The following is a 20,972-nucleotide window of genomic DNA, read 5'->3' as shown; positions in this document are numbered from 1 at the left end:
GGCGCCGCGGTCAGCGGCGCCCCGTTCTTCGTCTGCGGGTCAGCGCCAGCGGGCGATGACCGTGGACCCGCCGACCACCTTGTCGCCCGGCCCGACCAGCGGGTCGGCGGCCTCGGCGGGTAGGTAGACGTCGGTCCGGGAGCCGAACCGGATCAGCCCGAAGCGCTCGCCCTTGGCCAGCAGCGCGCCGATCGGCGCGCGCTGCACGATCCGGCGGGCGATCAGCCCGGTCCGCTGCGCGACCACCACGGTGCCGCGAGCGGTGTCCAGCACGGTGTACGCGGCGACGTTGTGCTCGGCGTCCGGCTTCATCGCGTTGACGAAGCCGCCGTCGGCGACGAAGTAGTCCACCACCTTGCCGGCGACCGGAGCGCGGTTGACGTGCACGTCCAGCACCGACAGGAAGACCGCGATCCGTAGCCACTCGCCGTCGCCGAAGCGCTCGTCGTGCAGCCGCTGCACCGACAGGACCTTCCCGTCCGCGCTGGCGACCACGGCGCTCGGGTCCTCCGGCACGTCCCGTTCGGGGTCCCGGAAGAACGCGGCGACCGGCCCGGCGGCCAGGGCCGGCAGCAGCCACAGCTTGGACGACGGGCGCGCCACCCGGGCCAGCGCCGCGATGCCCAGCGCGATGCCCGCCGCCGCCACCCCGTTGGAGTCGATGTGCATGCCCCGGGTCACCGGCACGCTCGACGGCCGGTACGCGGGGGCCAGGCTGTCGGCAGCGGCCGGGCTGGCCGGGGTGAACCGCAGTCGGTAGACCCGCACCGGTGGCGAGTTGCGCAGCACCAGATCGGCGCCGACGCCGTAGAGGGCGTCCTGTCGGGCCAGCTCGGCGGCGGCACCCTCGGTCCGGCCGGGGGTGGCGACGGTCGCCACGCTCAGCACCGCCCCGTCGGTCAGGTACTTGACCAACCCCTCGACGCCGCTGCGGGTGGCCTCGGCGGTGCCGGTGAACGCCTCAGCGGCGATGACGACCTCGGCGGCCTCGGCCTCGGCCAGCGAGTCGACGACGCTCACCCGGTCGGCCACCCAGCGACCCTGGGCTGTGATGTGCTCGCTGAGCGCGGCAGCGCCGAACGGCTCGGCGGGCACCACGGTGAGCCGGTCACCGGGGAGCAGCGCATCGACCGCCGCGGCCAGCACCGCGGAGTCCGGGGTCACCCCGACCAGCAGGGCGGCCTTGGGGTCGTTGATCCGGGCCAGCTCGGCGACGAGGGTACGGGCGGCTCGCTCGCCGATGCGGACCGGACCGGACCGGCCGGTGGTACGCACGGCGGGGGACTGGGTCATGTCGGGCGGGCTCCTGACGGGGGTAGAGACGGGAATCGCGGCGGGACCGCCATGGGCGGGACGGGCCGGCCGGCGGAGGCGAGATCTCCACCAGCCAGCATATGCGTCCGTCCGCGCCGGCCGCACCGCCGTGGGGATGCGGTGGACCGACGCGGACGGCCGTCCGAGGTCAGGCTTGCCTGCGCGGACCCTCGTGCTCGTCACCCGGCTGGTCGCCGGTGGCCCCGACCGGTTGGTCGGAGCGGGTCGGCTCGTCCCCCTCGGACGAGGCCGGGCGGGCGGGGTTCCCGGTGGTCGGCTCGTCGTCTCCGTTGTCGGGTCGGCCGGGGATGGGCTCGGTCGACGGCTCCGACGGCGAATGTGCCAGCCAAGCCGGGTGGATCACGTCGGCGCCCGGCACGTTCTGCGCCCGCACCTCGGTCGTCGGCGTCTCCAACATCGGGTCCGAGATGAGCGTCGGGTCGGAGGAGGGAGAGTCCCAGGTGGACCGTTCGGCTTCCCAGACCGGCAGGGCCGCGCCGGACGTCGACGTGGCGGCACCAGAGACGGGTGCGCCGGAGACGGGTCCGCCGAAGACGGACGTGCCGGAGACGGGTGTCCCGGAGACGGGCGCGACCGCCTCGGCTGCGCCGGCCTCGGCAATCGGTTCCGGCTGGTTCGGTCGACTCGAGCGCAGCGCGCCGACCAACCCGAAGACCCCGATCAGGATGAGTGCGCCGGCCAGGAACCAGCCGACCGGCGGCAGGGCGAGCCCGAGCAGTTGGGCGAGCAGCCACCAGGCTGACAGCGCCAGGAACACGAGCCCGAAGGCGAACGACACCAGATCCGTGCGGTGAGCCTTCACCGGGTCACCTCCAGGTTGCCGGCATTGACATGGATGTAGAGACGCAGGGTCCCGCCGCCGGGCCCGTCCGCGCCGACGTCGGTGGATTCCCGCAGGCGGCCGTCCAGCCCGCCGGAGCGGTTGCCGAAGATGTTGGCGTCGCCCGCGTTGACGTCGGCCACTGTGGTGACGTCCACGTTCGGCGGCACGACCACCGTCGCCTGGCCGAAGTTGACGGCCACCGTCACCTGGCTGTCCCGTTTCGCGAAGTTGATCCCTCGTAGGTCGAGCACGGCGTCACCGAAGCTGTTCTCGTACCGGTCCGCCAGGTCGCGGTGGTCGGTGGGCGCCCAGGTCACCGCGCCGTCGACCCCCCGGATCCGGTCGTAGGACTCTGCGACGGTCGCCGTGCCCAGCGCCGCTGCGGTCACCAGACCGAGTGCGATGAGCCAGCGCGCCCGTCCGAACCACGTGCCGACCAGCAGGCCCAGCGCGATCGTGGCCAGCGCGGCAGCGAAGTACGCCGAGGCGCTGACGGCGAAGACGTCCAGCAGGTCGAGCAGGGCGACCAGACCGAGTACCAGGAAGATCAGCGAGAAGGTCACCGCACCGAGCGGCGATCGCTCCTTGGGGCGCTTCGGCGGCTTCGGTGGCTTGGGCGGACGAGGCGCGGGCGGGGTCGGCGAAGCGTACGGGCCGTGCGGCGCGAACGGAGGGCGGTAACCGGAGGGCGGCGGGGCGGTCGGATAGCCGGCCGGGGCAGCGGGTGTGCTGCTCACCGGCGCCGACGGCCAGCCGGCGCTGGGCATGGCGGTACTCGGCCAGCCGGGCTGGGCAGCCGTCGTGCCGGCCGGTTGCCCGGACGTCGGGCCGACCCCGGACACCGGCTGTGTCGCGCTGGTCGGCGGCGCGTCGTACGCCGGAGCGGTGGCTGTGGTCGCCGCCCCCGTCGTCGCGGTGGCGTACCCCGGACCGGTGCCGAACATCGGCGGTGTCGCCGCTGGGCCGGTCGACGGCGCCGGGCCATACGACGGCGCGGGCCAGGTCACCGGTGGGACGACCGGACCGGCCGGGTTGCCGGACGGTGCGGCGGGCGGCGGACCACCGGGCGTGCCGGGCCGTGGGTTGCGGCCGTCCCGGTTGAGCAGGAGCGCGCCGGCGACCAGGATGGCCGCGCCGAGCAGCACCGCGCGGAAGGCATCGGTGACGATGTACGCGAAGCTGGCCGCGACCAGGATGCCCAGGACGATCACTGTCACCGGGGACATGCTGGAGCGACCACGACCGAGCATGGACTCGACGGGGGACGCGGTGTCGCCCTCGTTCGGGATGATCAGCCAGGCGGCGACGTACACCAGGATGCCGATGCCCCCGAAGAACCCGAGCACCGCGAGCAGCACCCGCCAGAGCACCGGATCGGTGTTGGTGGCGCGTCCGATCGCCGCGCAGACGCCTGCCAGGTACCGCCCCTCGCGCGGGCGGACCAGCCCGTACCGCGAGGTGAATCCGGTGCCGCCCAACGGCGGTGGCGGTGCGGACGGACCGGGACCACCCGGCCCTGGCGGCGTGCCGCCCGGACCGTAGCCGGTGCCCGCCGCGAACCCCGGGCCTGGGCCGTGGCCCGCCGTGGGCGGCGCGTAGCCGTCGGCCGGCTCGCCGGGCACGGTGCCGGCTGTCGCGTCGGTGCCAGCGTGCGGACCGAACGTGATGGGCTCGGTCCACTCGGCGGGCGTGGTGGTGGGCGGGGGCGGTGCTGAACCGCCCGGCTGTGCCGACCCCGGTCGGGGTGGCGGGGCAGCTTCCTCGGTCATGCTTCGATCCTGCTGCCCGGTCCACCCGAACGACCTCAGGACCCGACCCTGACCCCACCCTGAGATCCGGCGGCCGGAATGTCGGGGGCGTCCCCGTGGTCGCGGACGCCGCAGCGTGTGACGATCGAGTCACCGACCTCGACCTGTCCGCCACCGTGACCAGGGAGCCTCCGATCAGCACCGTGACCTCGCCCCCGCGCCTGTACCGCGCCCCGGAGCACCGGATGGCCGCCGGCGTCGCCGCCGGTATCGCCGACCATCTCGGCATCTCGGTGCTGCGGGTGCGCGTCGCGTTCATGGTCCTGCTCGGGCTGAGCGGGCTCGGCCTGCTGCTCTACGCGGCCTTCTGGGCGGTGGTGCCGCTGCGTCCCGGTGACACCGCGGTGCCGCCCCGGCGGGACGTCGCCCAACTCCTGCCGTTCGTGGGGATCGGGCTCGGTGTCCTGTTGATCCAGGTGATGGTCTTCGACTCGGTCGGCGCGGCGGGCACCGCCGGTTGGTTGGTGGCCATCATCGCGGTCGGTGCCGGGGTCATCTGGCACCAGTCCGCGCCCGAGCGGCGGCGACAGTGGGGCGACGCGATGCCGGTGCCCTGGCTCGGCGCGGTCGTCGAGGAGAGCGACCGGCGGGCCTTCGTGCTGCGGTTCATCGGCGGGGGAGTGCTGGTCGCGGTCGGCATCATCGGCGTCGCGGCCGTCTACTCCCCGGCACAGAACTTCGACGCGGTGATCAATGGCGTCATCTTCGCGTTGGTCGGGTTGGCGGGCGTCGGGGTGGTCGCCGCGCCGGTGCTCTGGCGGACGTACAGCCAGCTCCGTTCGGAGCGCGAGGGGCGCATCCGCGAGCAGGAGCGGGCCGAGTTGGCCGCGATGGTGCACGACCAGGTGCTGCACACGTTGGCCCTGATCCAGCGCAACGCAGGCGACGTCAAAACGGTGCAGCGGCTGGCCCGAGGGCAGGAGCGTTCGCTGCGCAACTGGCTCTACAAGCCGACCGCCTCGCCGAGCGAGCGCTTCGCCGCCGCGCTGGAGCAGGCCGCGGCCGAGGTGGAGGACACCTTCGCGATCAGCGTGGAGACGGTCGTGGTGGGGGACCGGGAGACCGACGAAAAGGTCGGGGCGCTGGTAGCGGCCGCGCGGGAGGCTTTGGTGAACGCGGCCCGGCACGCCGGCGTGCAGACCGTGTCGCTCTACGCGGAGGTGGAGCCGGATCAGGTAAGCGTCTTCGTCCGGGACCGTGGCAAGGGCTTCGACCCCGATACGGTGGAGGACCACCGGCACGGCGTCAGCGGCTCGATCATCGGGCGAATGAAGCGGCACGGCGGACGGGCCGAAATACGGTCCGGCCCGGGGGAGGGGACCGAGGTCCGGTTGATCCTGCCGATCTCCCGGGACTCGTCCGCAGCGGAGAGGAACAGATGACCATGGCCGAGCAGTCGACCGAGCACCTCGACCCGGCGGATGCCCGCCCCGAGCGGCTGCGGGTGTTCCTGGTGGACGACCACGCCATGTTCCGAGCCGGGGTGCGCGCGGAGTTGGGCGCCCACGTCGAGGTGGTGGGCGAGGCGAGCACGGTGGCCGAGGCGGTCACTCGGATCGCCGCAGTCGGCCCGGACGTGGTGCTGCTGGACGTGCACATGCCCGACGGCGGTGGTCGCGCGGTGCTGGAGGCGATGCGGCGTACGCACCCGCAGGTCAAGTTCCTCGCGTTGAGCGTCTCCGACGCGGCGGAGGACGTGATCGGGCTGATCCGTGCCGGTGCCCGCGGGTATGTCACCAAGACCATCTCCCCGGACGAGCTGGCTGCCGCGATCCGGCGCGTGGCCGACGGGGACGCGGTGTTCAGCCCACGGCTGGCCGGGTTCGTGCTGGACGCCTTCGCGGCCCGCCCGGACGCGCCGGTGGCCGACCCGGAGCTGGACCAGCTCACCAACCGTGAGCGGGAGGTGCTGCGGCTGCTGGCCCGGGGGTACGCGTACAAGGAGATCGCCAAGGAGCTGTTCATCTCCATCAAGACTGTGGAGACGCACGTGTCGAACGTGTTGCGCAAGCTTCAGATGTCGAATCGCTACGAGCTCTCCCGCTGGGCGGCGGACCGCCGGCTCGTGTGACGGCGCGTCGACACCGGCGAGGATCAGAGAAACCGCCGGCGCGCCCTCGTACGCCCAGCCGATGATCGTGTCCGGGTAGCCGTAGGGGCCCTCATCCGGATGGCTCGAAACATGAGTGGTGACGCACGTCCCATCGGGCTGGGTGGTCCTGGGGCGCGCGCACCGGCTCAGGCCGGGTTACCGGGTGGGCGCAACGTATTTCCTGCTCAGTGCCGCCTGCGTCGACCGTTTTATGATCATTTTTCAAGTATCGGCAACGTGGCGGGCAACTAACGGCTTGATAACGGCACCTTCACGGAAGAGGCCAGTGGGTGTCACAGTGGCAGCACCTCACCATCGGTGTGTGGCACTCCGTACGCCCCACGACCACGATTTCGCCGATCTCGGCGGCCCGTGGCTGTGTCGATTGCGTCGTGTCACGCCTCGTTGGTGGGGGAGCCCGGCGGATCGGAACATCAGGGTGTCCCCAACTTCCCTGTGGTCCCGGCGACCCGCGCCCCGGGGTGGTCGGGCGGTGTCACCCCCAAACGTGCGTGAAACCCACGACGGAACCTGGTTAGAAAGAGGAGGCCCCTCGGAATGAGAGTCTCGAAGCGGGCGACGAGCGCCATCGCGCTCAGCGCGGCTGCCGCGCTTGTCGCGAGCGGTTGCTCGAGCGGCGGCAGTGACGACACTGCCGCCAGCACGGATGGCTCGATCGTTGTGCACGGCGTCCAGCCGGAGAACCCGCTGGTCCCGTCGAACACCACGGAGACCGGTGGCGGCAAGATCATCGACTGGCTCTTCACCGGCCTCGTCGAGTACCCGAACGACGGTGGGGCCCCGCGGAACGCGCTTGCGGAGTCCATCAACACCACGGACTCCAAGGTCTTCACGATCAAGATCAAGGCCGGTACCAAGTTCCACGACGGTACCGAGGTCAAGGCGAAGAACTTCGTCGACGCCTGGAACTGGGCCGCCTACTCGCCGAACGGTGCGCAGAACGGCACCTTCTTCGCGGACATCGCGGGCTTCGAGCAGACCTACACCACGGACCCGGACGGCGCGGACGGCCCGAAGAAGGCCCCGACCCCGACGGCCGACAAGCTGTCCGGCCTGAAGGTCATCGACGACCAGACCTTCGAGGTCACCCTGGCGGCGCCGACCGCGGTCTTCCCGACCAAGCTCGGCTACAGCGCCTTCATGCCGCTGCCGGACGTCTTCTTCACCATGAAGCCGGAAGAGTTCGGCAAGACGAAGCCGATCGGCAACGGCCCGGTGAAGTTCGTGTCCTGGGAGGACAACTCCCTCATCAAGCTGACGCGCTTCGACGACTACAATCTTCGCGACAAGATGAAGATCAAGGACGTCGACGTCAAGCTGTACCAGGACGACAACGCCGCCTACGCCGATCTGCTGGCCAACAACCTCGACTTCATGGAGGTTGTCCCCACTTCGGCGCTCGCCGGTGACAAGTGGAAGACCGACCTCGGTGACCGGGGCCGCTCGACCGTCACGCCGTCGACCGCGTTCATCGCGTTCCCGATCTACGACAAGCGCTTCGCGAACCCGAAGCTGCGCCGTGCGGTGTCGCTGGCGGTCAACCGGCAGGAGATCTCGGACAAGATCTTCTTCGGTACCCGCAAGCCGGCCGACAGCTGGGCGAACCCGCTGACCCCGGGCGCCAAGCCGGGTAACTGCACCGCCTGCAAGTTCGACCCGGAGACGGCCAAGACGCTGCTCGCCGAGGCCGGTGGCTTCACTGGCGAGATGGTCTTCTACTACAACGCGGACTCCGCCCACAAGGACTGGATGGACGCCGTCGCGCAGCAGATCAAGACCAACCTCAACATCAACGCCCGGGCCGAGGGTGTGCCGACCTTCGCGGTGTTCCGTCAGAACATCAACGCCCACAAGATGAGCGGCCCGTACCGTGCCGCGTGGCAGCAGGACTACCCGGACGTCGAGAACTGGGTCAACCCGCTGTTCGTCACCAACGGCTCCTCGAACGACGGCCTCTACAGCAACCCCGAGGTCGACGCCCTTGCCAAGCAGGCCAGCGGCGCTCCGAGCCTGGAGGCCTCGCACGAGGCGTTCGCCAAGGCGGTCGAGAAGGTCGACCAGGACGTTCCGAGCATCCCGGTCTACTTCTACGGTCAGCAGTCCGGCCACTCGGAGAAGATCAAGAAGCTCGAGCTGAACAACGTCGGCGAGATCGACATCACCTCGGTCGAGCTCTGATCCGAACGGTCTGACCCCGGGTCGGGCTCGCCACATCCGGTGAGCCCGACCCGGGGCCGTTCCGCGATTGGGTGTTACAACACTCCACTCGCACGTTGTCACCACCGTGTCGGCCGTCCGACGCGCCCCCTGTCTGGAGGACCACCCCATGGGCCGTTATCTGTTGAGACGGCTGCTCCAACTCGTGCCGGTCTTCATCGGTACGACGTTCCTGATCTACTGGCTCGTCTGGGCCGTTCCGGGCGATCCGTTCGCCGGTAAGTGCGGCGAGCGTCGCTGCCCGGACCAGTACATCGCCTTCATGACCGAGAAGTACCACCTCGACCAGAACGTCTTCGTGCAGTACGCGAACTACATGAAGAACCTGCTCCAGGGCGACTTCGGTCAGACGTTCTCGCAGCGCGAGATCAGCGACATCATCATGACTTCGTACCCGAACACCCTGAAGCTGGCCGTGGTGGCGCTCGCCATCGAGGCGATCATCGGCCTCGGTGCCGGCGTGCTGAGCGGTCTGCGGCGTAACGGCTTCCTGGACAACCTGGTCCTGGTCTCCACCCTGTTCCTGATCGCGCTGCCGGTCTTCGTGGTCGGCTTCGTGCTGCAGTGGCTGCTGGGTGTGCAGTGGGGCATCATCAAGCCGACCGTCTCCTCCGAGATGCGGTGGTCCGAGTTGATCGTGCCGGGCTTCGTGCTGGGCAGCGCATCAGTGGCGTACATCGCCCGGGTCGCGAGAACGAGCATCGCCGAGAACCGTCGCGCGGACTACGTGCGTACCGCCATCGCCAAGGGCCTTCCCATGCGCCGGGTGGTCGGCGTGCACCTGCTGCGCAACTCGCTCATCCCGGTGGTGACCCTGCTCGGCACCGACCTCGGTGCCCTGATGGGTGGCGCGATCGTCACCGAGGGAATCTTCGGCATCAACGGAATCGGCCGTCAGGTCTTCCGAGCGATCATCACCAAGGAAAGCGCCACGGTGGTAGGCATCGTGGTCGTCCTGGTGCTGGTGTATCTCGTGATGAACCTGCTGGTTGACCTGCTCTACGCCGCCCTGGACCCGAGGATCCGTTATGAGTGACCCGAGTACCGCATCGATCGTCAGTACCCCTGGCGCACACCCCACCGACTCCGCCGCACCCGCCACCGCGGGCCAGCCGCAGAGCAACGATAAGCCGCGTGGCCTGCTCGGCGACGCCTGGCGGGATCTGCGGCGCAAGCCGCTGTTCTGGATCTCGGCCACGCTGATCGTGATCTTCCTGCTGATGGCGGCCTTCCCGGCGCTGTTCGCCCCGGGCGACGCGGTCAACGGTTCGCTGTCCCGCAGCCTCGACAAGCCGTCCGCCAATGGCTGGTTCGGCTACGACGTGCAGGGCCGCGACGTCTACGCACGGGTCATCTACGGCGCACGGGCCTCCATCGTGGTCGCCGTGCTCTCCGTGATAGGCACCCTGCTCATCGGCGGAACCATGGGCATCATCTCCGGCTACCGCGGTGGTTGGGTGGACGCGCTGCTCAGCCGGATCGCCGACGTCTTCTTCGGTCTGCCCTTCGTGCTCGGCGCGATCGTCATCCTGACCACCTTCAACGGGTCGGGCGCCGGCAACACCAAGGCCCAGATCATGGGCCTGGTGACCGCGTCCCTGATCGTGCTGAGCTGGCCGGTCGTGATGCGGCTGATGCGCTCCTCGGTGCTCGCCACCAAGGAGGCCGACTACATCGTGGCGGCCCGCGCGCTGGGTGCCGGCACCGGCCGGATCATCCTCAAGCACCTGCTGCCGAACTGCCTGGCCCCGCTGCTGGTCTACGGCACGATCATGGTCGGCTCGTTCATCGGCGCCGAGGCCACCCTGTCGTTCCTGGGCGTCGGTCTGAAGTCGCCGGTGGTGTCCTGGGGCATCATGATCAGTGATGGGCAGAATTTTGTCCGGGTCGCGCCAGGGCTGGTGTTCTTCCCCGCCGCGTTCCTCGTCACCGCAGTGCTGAGCTTCGTGATGCTCGGTGAGTCGGTCCGCGAGGCCCTCGATCCGAAACTCCGCTAGGGGAGATCCAGTGTCCGACATTCTCGTTTCCGAGCAGTCAGCGCCGGGACCCGGCGGGTCCGGGCGTCCCTCCGGCCGCCTGCTCGAGGTCGACGACCTGCGGGTGGAGTTCCGCACCCGGGACGGCGTCGCAAAGGTCATCAACGGGGTCACGTACCACGTCGACGCGGGGGAGACCCTCGCCGTGCTCGGCGAGTCCGGCTCCGGTAAGAGCGTCACCGCGCAGACCATCATGGGTATCCTCGACACGCCGCCCGGCTTCGTCACCGGTGGGCAGGTCCGCTTCCACGGCAAGGACATGCTCCGCATGTCCGAAGAGGAGCGCCGCCGCATCCGCGGCGAGGGCATCGCGATGATCTTCCAGGACGCGCTCTCCGCGCTGAACCCCGTCTTCACCGTCGGGTTCCAGATCGCCGAGCAGTTCCGGGTCCGGCGAGGCATGGGCCGCGCGGAGGCCAAGAAGCGCGCGATCGACATGCTCGACCAGGTCAAGATCCCGAACGCCAAGGGCCGGTTCAACAACTACCCGCACCAGTTCTCCGGTGGTATGCGGCAGCGCGCGATGATCGCGATGTCGCTGGCGCTCGACCCCGAGGTGCTGATCGCGGACGAGCCGACCACTGCCCTCGACGTGACAGTGCAGGCCCAGATCATGGACCTGCTGGCCGAGCTCCAGCGCGAGCGGCAGATGGGCATGATCCTGATCACCCACGACCTCGGCGTGGTCGCCGACGTCGCGGACCGGATCGCGGTCATGTACGCGGGCCGGATCGTCGAGGAAGCCGACGTGTACGAGCTGTACGCCAAGCCGGCGCACCCGTACACGCTGGGTCTGATCGACTCGATCCCGCGCCTCGACGAGAAGGGGCAGCAGCTCCGGACGATCAAGGGCCTCCCGCCGAACCTGATGAACATCCCGCCGGGCTGCCCGTTCAACCCGCGGTGCCCGATGGCTCAGCCGGTGTGTCGGGAGAAGGTCCCGCCGCTGCTGCAGGTCGGCCCCGCCCGGGCCAGCGCCTGCCACTTCGCCGAGGAGCTGGTGAACCGTGTCTGAGAACATCCTCGAGGTCAATGACCTGGTCAAGCACTACCCCGTCACGCAGGGTGTGGTGTTCAAGAAGACCGTCGGTCAGGTCAAGGCGGTCGACGGGGTCTCGTTCGGTCTGCGCGCCGGCGAGACGCTCGGTGTGGTCGGCGAGTCGGGCTGCGGCAAGTCGACGCTCGCCCGGGTGCTGATGAACCTGGAGAAGCCGACCGCGGGCAACGTGGTCTACAAGGGCCAGGACATCTCCAAGCTGTCCGGTGGGGCGCTGCGGCGTCTGCGCCGGCAGATCCAGCTGGTCATGCAGGACCCGTACACCTCGCTGAACCCGCGAATGACCGTCGGTGACCTGCTCGGTGAGCCGTTCGAGATCCACCCGGAGGTGGCGCCGAAGGGTAGCCGCCGGGCCAAGGTCCGCGAGCTGCTCGACCTGGTCGGGCTCAACCCGGAGCACATCAACCGGTACCCGCACCAGTTCTCCGGCGGTCAGCGTCAGCGCATCGGCATCGCCCGCGCGCTCGCACTGCGGCCCGAGATCATCGTCTGCGACGAGCCGGTGTCGGCGCTGGACGTCTCCATCCAGGCCCAGGTCATGAACCTGCTGGAGCAGTTGCAGGGCGAGTTCGGCCTCTCGTACGTCTTCATCGCGCACGACCTGTCGGTGGTCCGCCACCTGTCGGACCGGGTCGCGGTGATGTACCTCGGCAAGATCGTCGAGATCGGCACCGAGGACGAGATCTACGAGCGACCGACCCACCCGTACACCCAGGCGCTGCTCTCCGCGGTGCCGGTGCCGGACCCGACCCAGCGGCACAACAAGACGATCATCCGGCTCTCGGGTGACGTGCCGTCGCCGATCAGCCCGCCCTCGGGCTGCCGGTTCCGGACCCGCTGCTGGAAGGCGCAGGACGTCTGCGCCGAGCAGGTGCCGCTGCTGGAGATCCGCCGGGGCTCGGACCACCCGAGCGCCTGCCACTTCGCGGAGAAGCGCGAGATCGTCGCCACCCACGAGGTGTGAGTCACCGAAGCCGCCTGCCGCCGTCCCCACCACGACGACGGCAGGCGGTTTCGTCTGTTCAGGTGATGACCGGACCGGTCACGCGGCGTCGGACAGCGGCGTCAGCGAACCGCTTGTTGCCCAGGACGGGCGGCTCAGGTAGCCCTGGCCCGGTTCGGCCCGGGCTGAGGAGGCTCACAGAGGGCCGCGGCCCGCGCGGAGCAGCAGCAGAGCCAACTGGGTGCCGTCGGCACCGAGCGCGACCCGGAACCGCTCCAGGATCTCCCGTTCCCGGGAGAGCACCAGGCGGGTGCCGCCGGACGCCATCCGGGTCACACCGACCTCCTGGGACAACGCGGCCCGTTCCTGCCACAGTGTGATCAACGCCTTGTCGATCTCGTCGATGCGTTCCCTGATCTGCACGATCCGCGCCGAGGCGGACGGCTCCTCGGTGCCGGTCTGCTGCTCGGCCGGCTCGGCGTCCGCACCTGCCGGTGGTGTGGCCACCGCCGGCTCGGCCTCCTGCGCGACGGGCTGCCCCGGTCGGATCGGGCTGCCGCTCTGCTCCATCACGTCTGTCATCATCGGGTACCTCTCGCACTGTGGTGCCCGGTGCCCGGAACCTGGGACGGAAAAAGCCCCGGACTCCAGGAGCCGGGGCTTTAGCAGGTCTGAACGATCAGGCGCGACCTACGGCAGCCGAACTCCCGGTGCCATAGTAAAAGTAGAAGCGCGCAGCGATCACGCCGTCGAGTATGCCCACGTCGTTGCCGGGTGCGCAAGCATTCCTCATCGCGGAGGGCGCATGTCCCGCCGGTGGCGGTGCCGGGCGGTGGTGCGTGCCGTCGGGCACGAGCTGCTGAGCGCCAGCGGCGCAGTGTCCGGCCCGCGGCATAGACTTGTCGGGCGATGCATCCTCTCTTCGACATCCCCGCGTCCCCGCCTGCGCCGGAGTCCGCGCCGGCCCGCCCGCACCGACCCGGGGCGGCTGCCGCGCGTCTCGATCCGCAGCAGCTGCTCGCCGGGCTGAACGGGCCGCAGCGCGACGCCGTCAGCCATGCCGGCTCGCCGCTGCTGATCGTGGCCGGCGCCGGGTCCGGCAAGACCCGGGTGCTCGCGCACCGGATCGCCTATCTGCTCGCCGCTCGGGACGTGCACCCCGGTGAGATCATCGCGATCACCTTCACCAACAAGGCCGCCGGCGAGATGAAGGAGCGCGTCGCCGCGCTGGTGGGCCCCCGGGCCCGCCTGATGTGGGTGTCGACGTTCCACTCGGCCTGCGTGCGGATCCTGCGCGCCGAGCACGAGCACGCCGGCCTCAAGTCGACGTTCTCGATCTACGACGCGGACGACTCCCGCAGGTTGATGCAGCTGGTCACCCGCGAGCTGGATCTCGACCCGAAGCGCTACCCGGCGCGTGGTCTGGCCGCCCAGGTCTCCAACCTCAAGAACGAGCTGGTCGACCCGGAGCAGTTCGCGGCGCGGGCCACCGGCCCCAACGAGCGGGCGCTGGCCGAGGCGTACACGCTCTACCAGCGTCGGCTTCGTGAGGCGCACGCACTGGACTTCGACGACCTGATCATGACCACGGTGCACCTGCTCCAGTCCCACCCGCACGTCGCGGAGAGCTACCGCCGGCGGTTCCGGCACGTGCTGGTGGACGAGTACCAGGACACCAACCACGCCCAGTACGTCCTGATCAAGGAGCTGGTCTCCGGCACCGACGGGCTGGAGCCCGCCGAGCTGTGCGTGGTCGGCGACGCCGACCAGTCGATCTACGCGTTCCGGGGTGCGACGATCCGCAACATCCTGGAGTTCGAACGGGACTTCACCGACGCGCGGACGATCCTGCTGGAGCAGAACTACCGCTCCACCCAGACCATCCTCAACGCGGCCAACGCGGTGATCGACCGCAACACCTCCCGCAAACCCAAGCGACTGTGGAGCGAGGCCGGCGCCGGCGAGCAGATCGTCGGCTACGTCGCCGACACCGAGCACGCCGAGGCCGACTGGGTGGCCCGGGAGATCGACCGGCTGGTCGACGCCGACGAGACCCGCCCCGGCGACGTCGCCGTCTTCTATCGCACCAACGCCCAGTCCCGCGTCTTCGAGGAAGTGTTCATCCGGGTCGGCCTCCCCTACAAGGTGGTCGGCGGGGTGCGCTTCTACGAGCGCAAGGAGGTCCGCGACGCCCTGGCGTACCTGCGTTCGGTGGTGAACGACGACGACACGGTGAGCCTGCGGCGAGTGCTCAACACCCCGCGCCGGGGCATCGGCGATCGCGCGGAGGCGTGTGTCGAGGCGCTCTCCAGCCGCGACCGGATCTCCTTCGGCGCGGCGCTGCGCCGGGCCCGGGAGGCGCCGGGCATCTCCAGCCGGGCGGCCAACGGCATCGCGGACTTCGTGGCGCTGCTCGACGACGCCCGCGAGCTGGCCGAGACCGGCACCCCGGAGGACGTGCTGGAGGCGCTGCTGACCCGTTCCGGCTACCTCACCGAGCTGGAGGAGAGCCTGGACCCGCAGGACGCCGGCCGGGTGGACAACCTCCAGGAGCTGGTCAGCGTCGCCCGCGAGTACACCGAGCGGATCGAGGCGCTGGGCGAGGAGGGGCAGCGGGCCACCCTGGCCGGCTTCCTGGAGCAGGTGGCGCTGGTCGCCGACGCTGACCAGATCCCCTCCGACGACCCCGACCACCAGGGCGTCGTCACCCTGATGACGCTGCACACCGCCAAGGGGTTGGAATTCCCGGTGGTCTTCCTGACCGGGCTGGAGGACGGCGTCTTCCCGCACCTGCGTTCGCTGGGCGACACCCGCGAGTTGGAGGAGGAGCGCCGACTGGCGTACGTCGGCATCACCCGCGCCCGACAGCGGCTCTACCTGTCCCGGGCGGTGACCCGCTCGGCCTGGGGGCAGCCGTCCTACAACCCGCCGTCGCGCTTCCTGGAGGAGCTGCCCACCGAGTTGGTGCACTGGGAGCGCACCGAGGGGTCGTACACCTCGTGGGCTGGCGGGGGCGGCGGCGTCGGTGGCCGCGCGGACCGCGCGCCCGGCGCGCGTGGCAACTTCACGGGGGGTACGCCGAAGGCGGCGCAGCTGGCCCAGCGGCTCGGGGTGGACGCCAGCCGGCTGACCACTGCCAGCGAGCTGCCGCAGGGGCCGAAGGTGTCCGCGGGCGACCGGGTCAACCATCAGCGGTACGGGTTGGGGCGGGTGCTCGCCGTCGAGGGGCACGGCCCGGGCGCCCGTGCGCAGATCGACTTCGGCGACCAGACCATGTGGCTGGTGCTCCGGCACGCCCCGGTCGACAAGCTCTGACCCGTCGCCCCAGGATCGTGCCAGATCACGGAAAGAGTGGCCTCGCGTACCGCTGAGGCCACTCTTTCCGTGTTGTTCCGCGCAGGGGTGTCGCCTCAGCAGCCCAGGTCGACGCCACGGGCCCGCATGAACGGGGCCGGGTCGATCTGGTTCCACATGCCCTGGTGCACCTCGAAGTGCAGGTGCGGGCCTGTGGCATCGCCGGTGGCGCCCTCGTAGCCGATGACCTGGCCGGCCTTGACCTTCTGGCCGACGGTGACCGCGATGCGGCTCTGGTGGGCGTAGTGGGTCAGGTAGCCGTTGCCGTGGTCGATGAAGACGGAGTTGCCGTACCCGTCGGAGGCGTCGCCGGCCTGGGTCACGGTGCCGGCGGCCGCTGCGTGGATCGGCGTACCGGAGGGCAACGCCAGGTCGATACCGGCGTGCAGGGTGCCCCAGCGCTGCCCGTAGCAGGACGTGACGGCTGCGCCCGGCATCGGGTCGACCCAGGCGGGTGTGGGCCTGGTGGTCTTCTTCGGCTTCGGCTTCGGCTTCGGCTTGGCCTTCGCGGCGGCCGTCTTCGTGGGGGTCGGGCTGGCGCTGACCGCCGACGGGCTGGGCGCCGGGCTGAGCGAGGGGTCGACCGGGGTGCTCGATTCACGGACCGAGCGGTCGGCCCGGCTCGCGGCCTCGGCCCGGGCCTGGGCGTCGAGGGAGACGGCGGCGGGTGCCGGGCGGTCGGTGTCGCTGGTGGCGACGGCGACACCGCCGAGGCCGAGGGCTACCAGGGCGGCGGCCGCGAGCACGATGAGGCGGTTGCGTCGGCCGGTGCGCTGCGACGGCGCGGTCTGGTCGGTGTCGGGGGTGTTCTCGTTCTGGACGGGGCTGTCTTCCTGCACGGCGGACCTTCACAGTCGAGGGGCACTTGACCTCGAAATACTGGTGTCGGGCCGAGGTGAGGCAGGCGGGGGGACCGGCCCTCGGACGGAGAGCGGATGGTCGGCTGCCCGGATATGACCCGCTGTGCGGCGCTACATCCGGAAAAGTGATCATGCGGGTGGGTGCCGTCGGTCACATCCGGCACTGTGACCCGGGATACATGCGTCAGGACCGCGTCATGAAAAACCGCCCGGATCGACAGATCCGGGCGGTCAACGGTCGTTACGCGCTGTCAGGAGGCGGCTACCTCACTGTAGATTGCCTCGACTTGCAGCTTGATGTCCACTCCGCGCTCCTGCAGGAACGGCACCGGGTCTTCCGGCTGCCCCTTGACATGGATCTCCAGGTGCAGGTGCGTGCCGTACGCGTGGCCGGTCTGGCCCACGAGGCCGAGCTGGTCGCCCGCCTTGACCTGCTGGCCTTCCTTGACGCTGACCGCGGAGGAGTGGCCGTAGATGGCCTCGCTGCCGTCGGCGTGCTGGACGATCACGGCGTTGCCGTACCCACCGAACCAGCCGGCCTTGGTGACCAGCCCGTCGTGGATCGCCACGTAGGGCGTGCCCTCGGGGGCGACCAGGTCCACGCCGGTGTGCATCTTGCCCCAGCGGACGCCGTACGGGGAGTTGAAGTCGTAGCCCTGCAGCGGCAGCAGCCAGACCTCTTTCTCGGCGCTGTCCTCGCTGCGGCTGTCCCGGGAGGCGCGGTCGGCGTTGTCCGCACGGGCCGCCGCGTCCTGGCTGGTGACCGACGCCTGCTTGAGCTCGTCGAGGACCGTCGGGCTGACGTCCTTGGCGTCCGGCAGGGCGCTCGCGCCGAGGGCCACGATGCCGGCACCGACGAACGCGGTGGTGACGACAGCGGCGTAACGGCTGCGGGGTGGGGTGGGTACGCGGCGGCGACCGCGATATCGATCGGGCTCAGACGACAGGCGCTGGCGCACGCACACCCTCCGTTGTCGGGGTTCCGAAGCGGCCGGTGGGCGTCCCCTGAGACTCCAGTGAGACGTCCGCTGACCGCGTCGTCACCCGTCCATGGACCTGATGACAACCGTGGACACGTTAGCCAACCGCCAGGCGAGTCACAAGCTAGACCGAAAAATTGGCGTGTCGATCTGTCCGTTTGCGTCCATGATTGTCATGCATCGCGCCGCTGAACGGTGCCCCTGTCGCTGCCCGTTCGTCGCCGAGCGTGACCGTTCCGGCGGAGTCGTCCGGCTTGACTCCGGACGGCGCCGGGATGGTGTCCCGGTCCTGCCAGCGGCGTGGCTCTGGCGAAGCCGGGTCGGGCGCCTCCGGGTTGCGCGGTGGATCCGTCGGGTAACGGCCGGTGACGGAGCCCGGATTTCCCGGGCCGGGCCCGCCGGGTTACCGTTCGTTAAGGTGAAGGCGGTCAAGCCGGTGAAAGGTGTGCGCTGATGAGCTCTCGGATTCGGGTCGTCGTCGCGAAGCCCGGCCTGGACGGCCACGATCGGGGCGCGAAGGTCGTCGCGCGCGCCCTGCGGGACGCCGGGATGGAGGTCGTCTACACCGGCCTGCACCAGACCCCCGAGCAGATCGTGGAGACCGCCATCCAGGAGGACGCCGACGCGGTCGGCCTGTCCGTGCTCTCCGGCGCGCACATGACGCTCTTCCGGCGGGTGTTGGAACTGCTCGGTGAGCGCGACGCACGCGACATCGTCGTGTTCGGTGGCGGCATCATTCCGAACGGCGACATTCCCGAGTTGGAGAAGTTGGGCGTCGCGAAGATCTTCACACCGGGCGCTACCACCCAGGCGATTGTCGAGTGGGTCCGAGAGAACGTGGCCCAGCCGGTTTCCTGAGGAACGCCGAACTGCTGCCCCACCGATTTTGGGCACGGGGGAGGGGCCGGACGCACCCCTCACACGTCCGGCCCCTCTATGCACGATGCCCCGCCGCCACCCCTCGACCGACAGGGCATCGGCCGTATCCCGTCTTTGCGCTGTTCAGCGCTCCGACATCTGACTCAACGACGCCCCCACGGCAGGGTTACGCAAGCCGGACAACATCGCCCGGACGGTGGATGCCACCGGAGTTGTGGCCGGAAACCGGCCACACCTGATGTTCGGTTGTGCATTACCGCACACCGTGCACCCGCTCGGTTGCCGGTGGTGCCGACCTCGCTAGGCTGCGGCCAATGGCCTGTTTCAACTGATGACAGGCGTCAAGCTGTTTTCTGAACGCTGGTGGCGGCGCGACGGCGCGCCGCGGAGACGGGACGGGACGCGCAATCGTGGACCTGTACGAGTACCAGGGGCGGGACCTGTTCGAGCGGCACGGCTTGCCCGTGCTGGCCGGCGGCGTTGCCACTACCCCGGAAGAGGCCCGCGCGATCGCCGAACGCCTTGGCGGCCGTGTGGTCGTCAAGGCGCAGGTAAAGGTCGGCGGCCGAGGTAAGGCCGGCGGCGTCAAGCTGGCCGAGGGCCCGGATGAGGCGGTGGCTCGGGCCACCGACATCCTCGGCATGGACATCAAGGGTCACACCGTCCACAAGGTCATGATCACGGTGACCGCGGACGTGGCCGAGGAGTACTACTTCTCGTACCTGCTCGACCGGGCGAACCGCACCTTCCTCTGCATCGCCAGCGTCGCCGGCGGCATGGACATCGAGCAGGTCGCCGCCGAGACCCCCGACAAGGTCGTGAAGGCCCCGATCGACGCCGTCAAGGGCGTGGACGAGGCCAAGGCCCGCGAGATCGTGACCGCCGCCGGCTTCCCGGCCGAGGTCGCCGACCAGGTGGTCGAGATCGCCGTCGGCCTGTGGCAGGCGTTCGTCGCCGAGGACGCCACCCTGGTCGAGGTCAACCCGCTCGCCAAGAACGGCGACGGCCGGATGCTGCTGCTCGACGCCAAGATCAGCCTGGACGAGAACGCGGCGTTCCGGCACCCGGACCACGAGGCGCTCGTCGACCAGGCCGCTGTGGACCCGCTGGAGCAGGCCGCCAAGGCCAAGGACCTCAACTACGTCAAGCTCGACGGCGAGGTCGGCATCATCGGCAACGGCGCGGGTCTGGTCATGTCGACCCTCGACGTGGTCGCGTACGCCGGTGAGCGGCACGGCAACGTCAAGCCCGCCAACTTCCTCGACATCGGCGGCGGCGCGAGCGCCGCGGTGATGGCGAACGGGCTGGAGATCGTTCTCTCCGACCCGGCCGTGAAGAGCGTCTTCGTCAACGTCTTCGGCGGCATCACCGCCTGCGACGAGGTCGCCAACGGCATCATCCAGGCGCTGGCCCTGCTGGAGCAGCGCGGCGAGCAGGTCACCAAGCCGCTCGTCGTCCGTCTCGACGGCAACAACGCCGAGGCTGGCCGGGCGATCCTGGACAGCGCGAACAACCCGCTCGTGCAGCGGGTGGACACCATGGACGGTGCGGCCGAGCGGGCCGCCGAGCTGGCAGCTGCGGGGGTCTGATCATGGCTATCTGGCTGACCAAGGACTCGAAGGTCATCGTCCAGGGGATGACCGGTTCCGAGGGTTCCAAGCACACCCGGCGGATGCTGGCCGCCGGCACCAACGTCGTCGGTGGCGTCAACCCGCGCAAGGCGGGCCAGACTGTCGACTTCGACGGCACCGAGCTGCCGGTCTTCGCGTCCGTCGCGGACGCGATGGCGCAGACCGGGGCCGACGTCACTGTCATCTTCGTGCCGCCGCAGTTCACCAAGGCCGCCGTGGTCGAGGCGATCGACGCCGCGATCGACCTGGCCGTGGTGATCACCGAGGGCGTCCCGGTGCACGACACCGCGTCGTTCTGGGCGTACAACGTCTCGCAGGGCGAGCGGACCCGGATCATCGGGCCGAACTGCCCGGGCATCGCCTCGCCGGGCGCGTCCAACGCCGGCATCATCCCGGCCGACATCACCGGCTCCGGCCGGATCGGCCTGGTCAGCAAGAGCGGCACGCTGACCTACCAGATGATGTACGAGCTGCGCGACATCGGCTTCTCCACCTGCGTCGGCATCGGCGGTGACCCGATCATCGGGACCACCCACATCGACGCCCTCGCGGCGTTCGAGGCCGACCCGGAGACCGACGCCATCGTCATGATCGGTGAGATCGGTGGCGACGCCGAGGAGCGGGCCGCCGAGTTCATCAAGGCGAACGTCACCAAGCCGGTGGTCGGCTACATCGCGGGCTTCACCGCTCCGCCCGGCAAGACCATGGGTCACGCCGGGGCGATCATCTCCGGCTCCGCCGGCACCGCCGAGGCGAAGCAGGCCGCGCTGGAGGCCGTCGGCGTCAAGGTCGGCAAGACGCCGACCGAGACCGCGAAGCTGATGCGGGAGATCATGTCCGGCAACTGAGCCGGTCAAGGCAGCACAGAGGGCGGTCCAGGTAGGTGCCTCGTCTTCGGGCCGCGACGATGCCGGCGAGGATGCCGGTGATCAGGTA

Annotated in this window: 16 protein-coding genes and 1 pseudogene; 11 read left to right on the top strand and 6 right to left on the bottom strand. The window is 70.0% G+C overall.

Going from position 1 to position 20,972, the window contains the following annotated elements:
* Positions 1-39: 39 nt before the first annotated feature.
* From AB0B48_RS08265 to AB0B48_RS08255, 3 genes and pseudogenes are all read right to left on the bottom strand, one after another.
* Positions 40-1,293 carry a phosphatidylserine decarboxylase gene (locus AB0B48_RS08265; RefSeq protein ID WP_357197734.1) on the bottom strand — a complete coding sequence of 418 codons (1,254 nt, stop codon included), beginning with the start codon at positions 1,291-1,293 and terminating at the stop codon, positions 40-42.
* Positions 1,294-1,954: 661 nt separating this feature from the next.
* Positions 1,955-2,137 (bottom strand): annotated as a pseudogene (locus AB0B48_RS08260) (hypothetical protein); the annotation flags it as partial.
* A complete protein-coding gene (locus AB0B48_RS08255; RefSeq protein ID WP_357197731.1) occupies positions 2,134-3,927 on the bottom strand; it encodes a PspC domain-containing protein in 1,794 nt (597 codons plus the stop codon). The gene AB0B48_RS08255 and the pseudogene AB0B48_RS08260, both read right to left, overlap by 4 nt.
* A 155-nt stretch (positions 3,928-4,082) precedes the next feature.
* Between AB0B48_RS08255 and AB0B48_RS08250 the strand changes: the two genes are divergently transcribed.
* The 7 genes from AB0B48_RS08250 to AB0B48_RS08220 all read left to right on the top strand — a co-directional run bounded on the left by AB0B48_RS08250 (position 4,083) and on the right by AB0B48_RS08220 (position 12,353).
* Entirely contained in the window at positions 4,083-5,348 is a 1,266-nt protein-coding gene (locus tag AB0B48_RS08250) for a PspC domain-containing protein (RefSeq protein ID WP_357197774.1), read from the top strand.
* 2 nt (positions 5,349-5,350) lie between these two features.
* A complete protein-coding gene (locus tag AB0B48_RS08245; protein WP_030337843.1) occupies positions 5,351-6,037 on the top strand; it encodes a response regulator transcription factor in 687 nt (228 codons plus the stop codon).
* Positions 6,038-6,616: 579 nt separating this feature from the next.
* Positions 6,617-8,257 (top strand): ABC transporter substrate-binding protein, encoded by a 1,641-nt coding sequence (locus AB0B48_RS08240; protein ID WP_357197728.1) that lies wholly within the window; start codon positions 6,617-6,619, stop codon positions 8,255-8,257.
* A 148-nt stretch (positions 8,258-8,405) separates the two neighbouring features.
* A complete protein-coding gene (locus AB0B48_RS08235) occupies positions 8,406-9,332 on the top strand; it encodes an ABC transporter permease (RefSeq protein ID WP_112638660.1) in 927 nt (308 codons plus the stop codon).
* Entirely contained in the window at positions 9,325-10,293 is a 969-nt protein-coding gene (locus AB0B48_RS08230; protein WP_357197724.1) for an ABC transporter permease, read from the top strand. Before AB0B48_RS08235 ends, AB0B48_RS08230 begins: the two co-directional genes overlap by 8 nt.
* 19 nt (positions 10,294-10,312) lie before the next feature.
* Positions 10,313-11,347: an ABC transporter ATP-binding protein gene (locus tag AB0B48_RS08225; protein ID WP_357197769.1), complete on the top strand. Its 1,035-nt coding sequence runs from the start codon at positions 10,313-10,315 to the stop codon at positions 11,345-11,347.
* On the top strand, positions 11,340-12,353 hold the full coding sequence (locus AB0B48_RS08220; RefSeq protein ID WP_357197721.1) for a dipeptide ABC transporter ATP-binding protein: 1,014 nt from the start codon (positions 11,340-11,342) through the stop codon (positions 12,351-12,353). The genes AB0B48_RS08225 and AB0B48_RS08220 overlap by 8 nt, the downstream gene beginning before the upstream one ends.
* A gap of 174 nt (positions 12,354-12,527) precedes the next feature.
* On the opposite strand, the gene AB0B48_RS08215 is transcribed toward AB0B48_RS08220, so the two are convergent.
* Complete coding sequence (locus AB0B48_RS08215) at positions 12,528-12,917, bottom strand: chorismate mutase (RefSeq protein ID WP_357197719.1); 390 nt, start codon at positions 12,915-12,917, stop codon at positions 12,528-12,530.
* A 324-nt stretch (positions 12,918-13,241) separates the two neighbouring features.
* On the opposite strand from AB0B48_RS08215, the gene pcrA reads away from it, so the two are divergent.
* Entirely contained in the window at positions 13,242-15,647 is a 2,406-nt protein-coding gene (gene pcrA, locus AB0B48_RS08210; RefSeq protein WP_357197717.1) for a DNA helicase PcrA, read from the top strand.
* Between the two features lie 95 nt (positions 15,648-15,742).
* On the opposite strand, the gene AB0B48_RS08205 is transcribed toward pcrA, so the two are convergent.
* A complete protein-coding gene (locus AB0B48_RS08205) occupies positions 15,743-16,525 on the bottom strand; it encodes a M23 family metallopeptidase (RefSeq protein ID WP_357197715.1) in 783 nt (260 codons plus the stop codon).
* 272 nt (positions 16,526-16,797) lie between these two features.
* Entirely contained in the window at positions 16,798-17,505 is a 708-nt protein-coding gene (locus AB0B48_RS08200; RefSeq protein WP_357197712.1) for a M23 family metallopeptidase, read from the bottom strand.
* Between the two features lie 474 nt (positions 17,506-17,979).
* Between AB0B48_RS08200 and AB0B48_RS08195 the strand changes: the two genes are divergently transcribed.
* The 3 genes from AB0B48_RS08195 (at position 17,980) to sucD (ending at position 20,884) form a co-directional block, all read left to right on the top strand.
* Entirely contained in the window at positions 17,980-18,384 is a 405-nt protein-coding gene (locus tag AB0B48_RS08195) for a cobalamin B12-binding domain-containing protein (protein WP_088987674.1), read from the top strand.
* A 431-nt stretch (positions 18,385-18,815) separates the two neighbouring features.
* Complete coding sequence (gene sucC / locus AB0B48_RS08190; RefSeq protein ID WP_091406357.1) at positions 18,816-19,994, top strand: ADP-forming succinate--CoA ligase subunit beta; 1,179 nt, start codon at positions 18,816-18,818, stop codon at positions 19,992-19,994.
* Between the two features lie 2 nt (positions 19,995-19,996).
* A complete protein-coding gene (gene sucD / locus AB0B48_RS08185; RefSeq protein ID WP_355010054.1) occupies positions 19,997-20,884 on the top strand; it encodes a succinate--CoA ligase subunit alpha in 888 nt (295 codons plus the stop codon).
* Positions 20,885-20,972 lie beyond the last annotated feature (88 nt).

The organism is Micromonospora sp. NPDC049089 (genome assembly GCF_040648775.1).
In the GTDB taxonomy this organism is placed as follows: domain Bacteria; phylum Actinomycetota; class Actinomycetes; order Mycobacteriales; family Micromonosporaceae; genus Micromonospora.
This window is presented reverse-complemented; position numbering and strand designations above follow the sequence as displayed.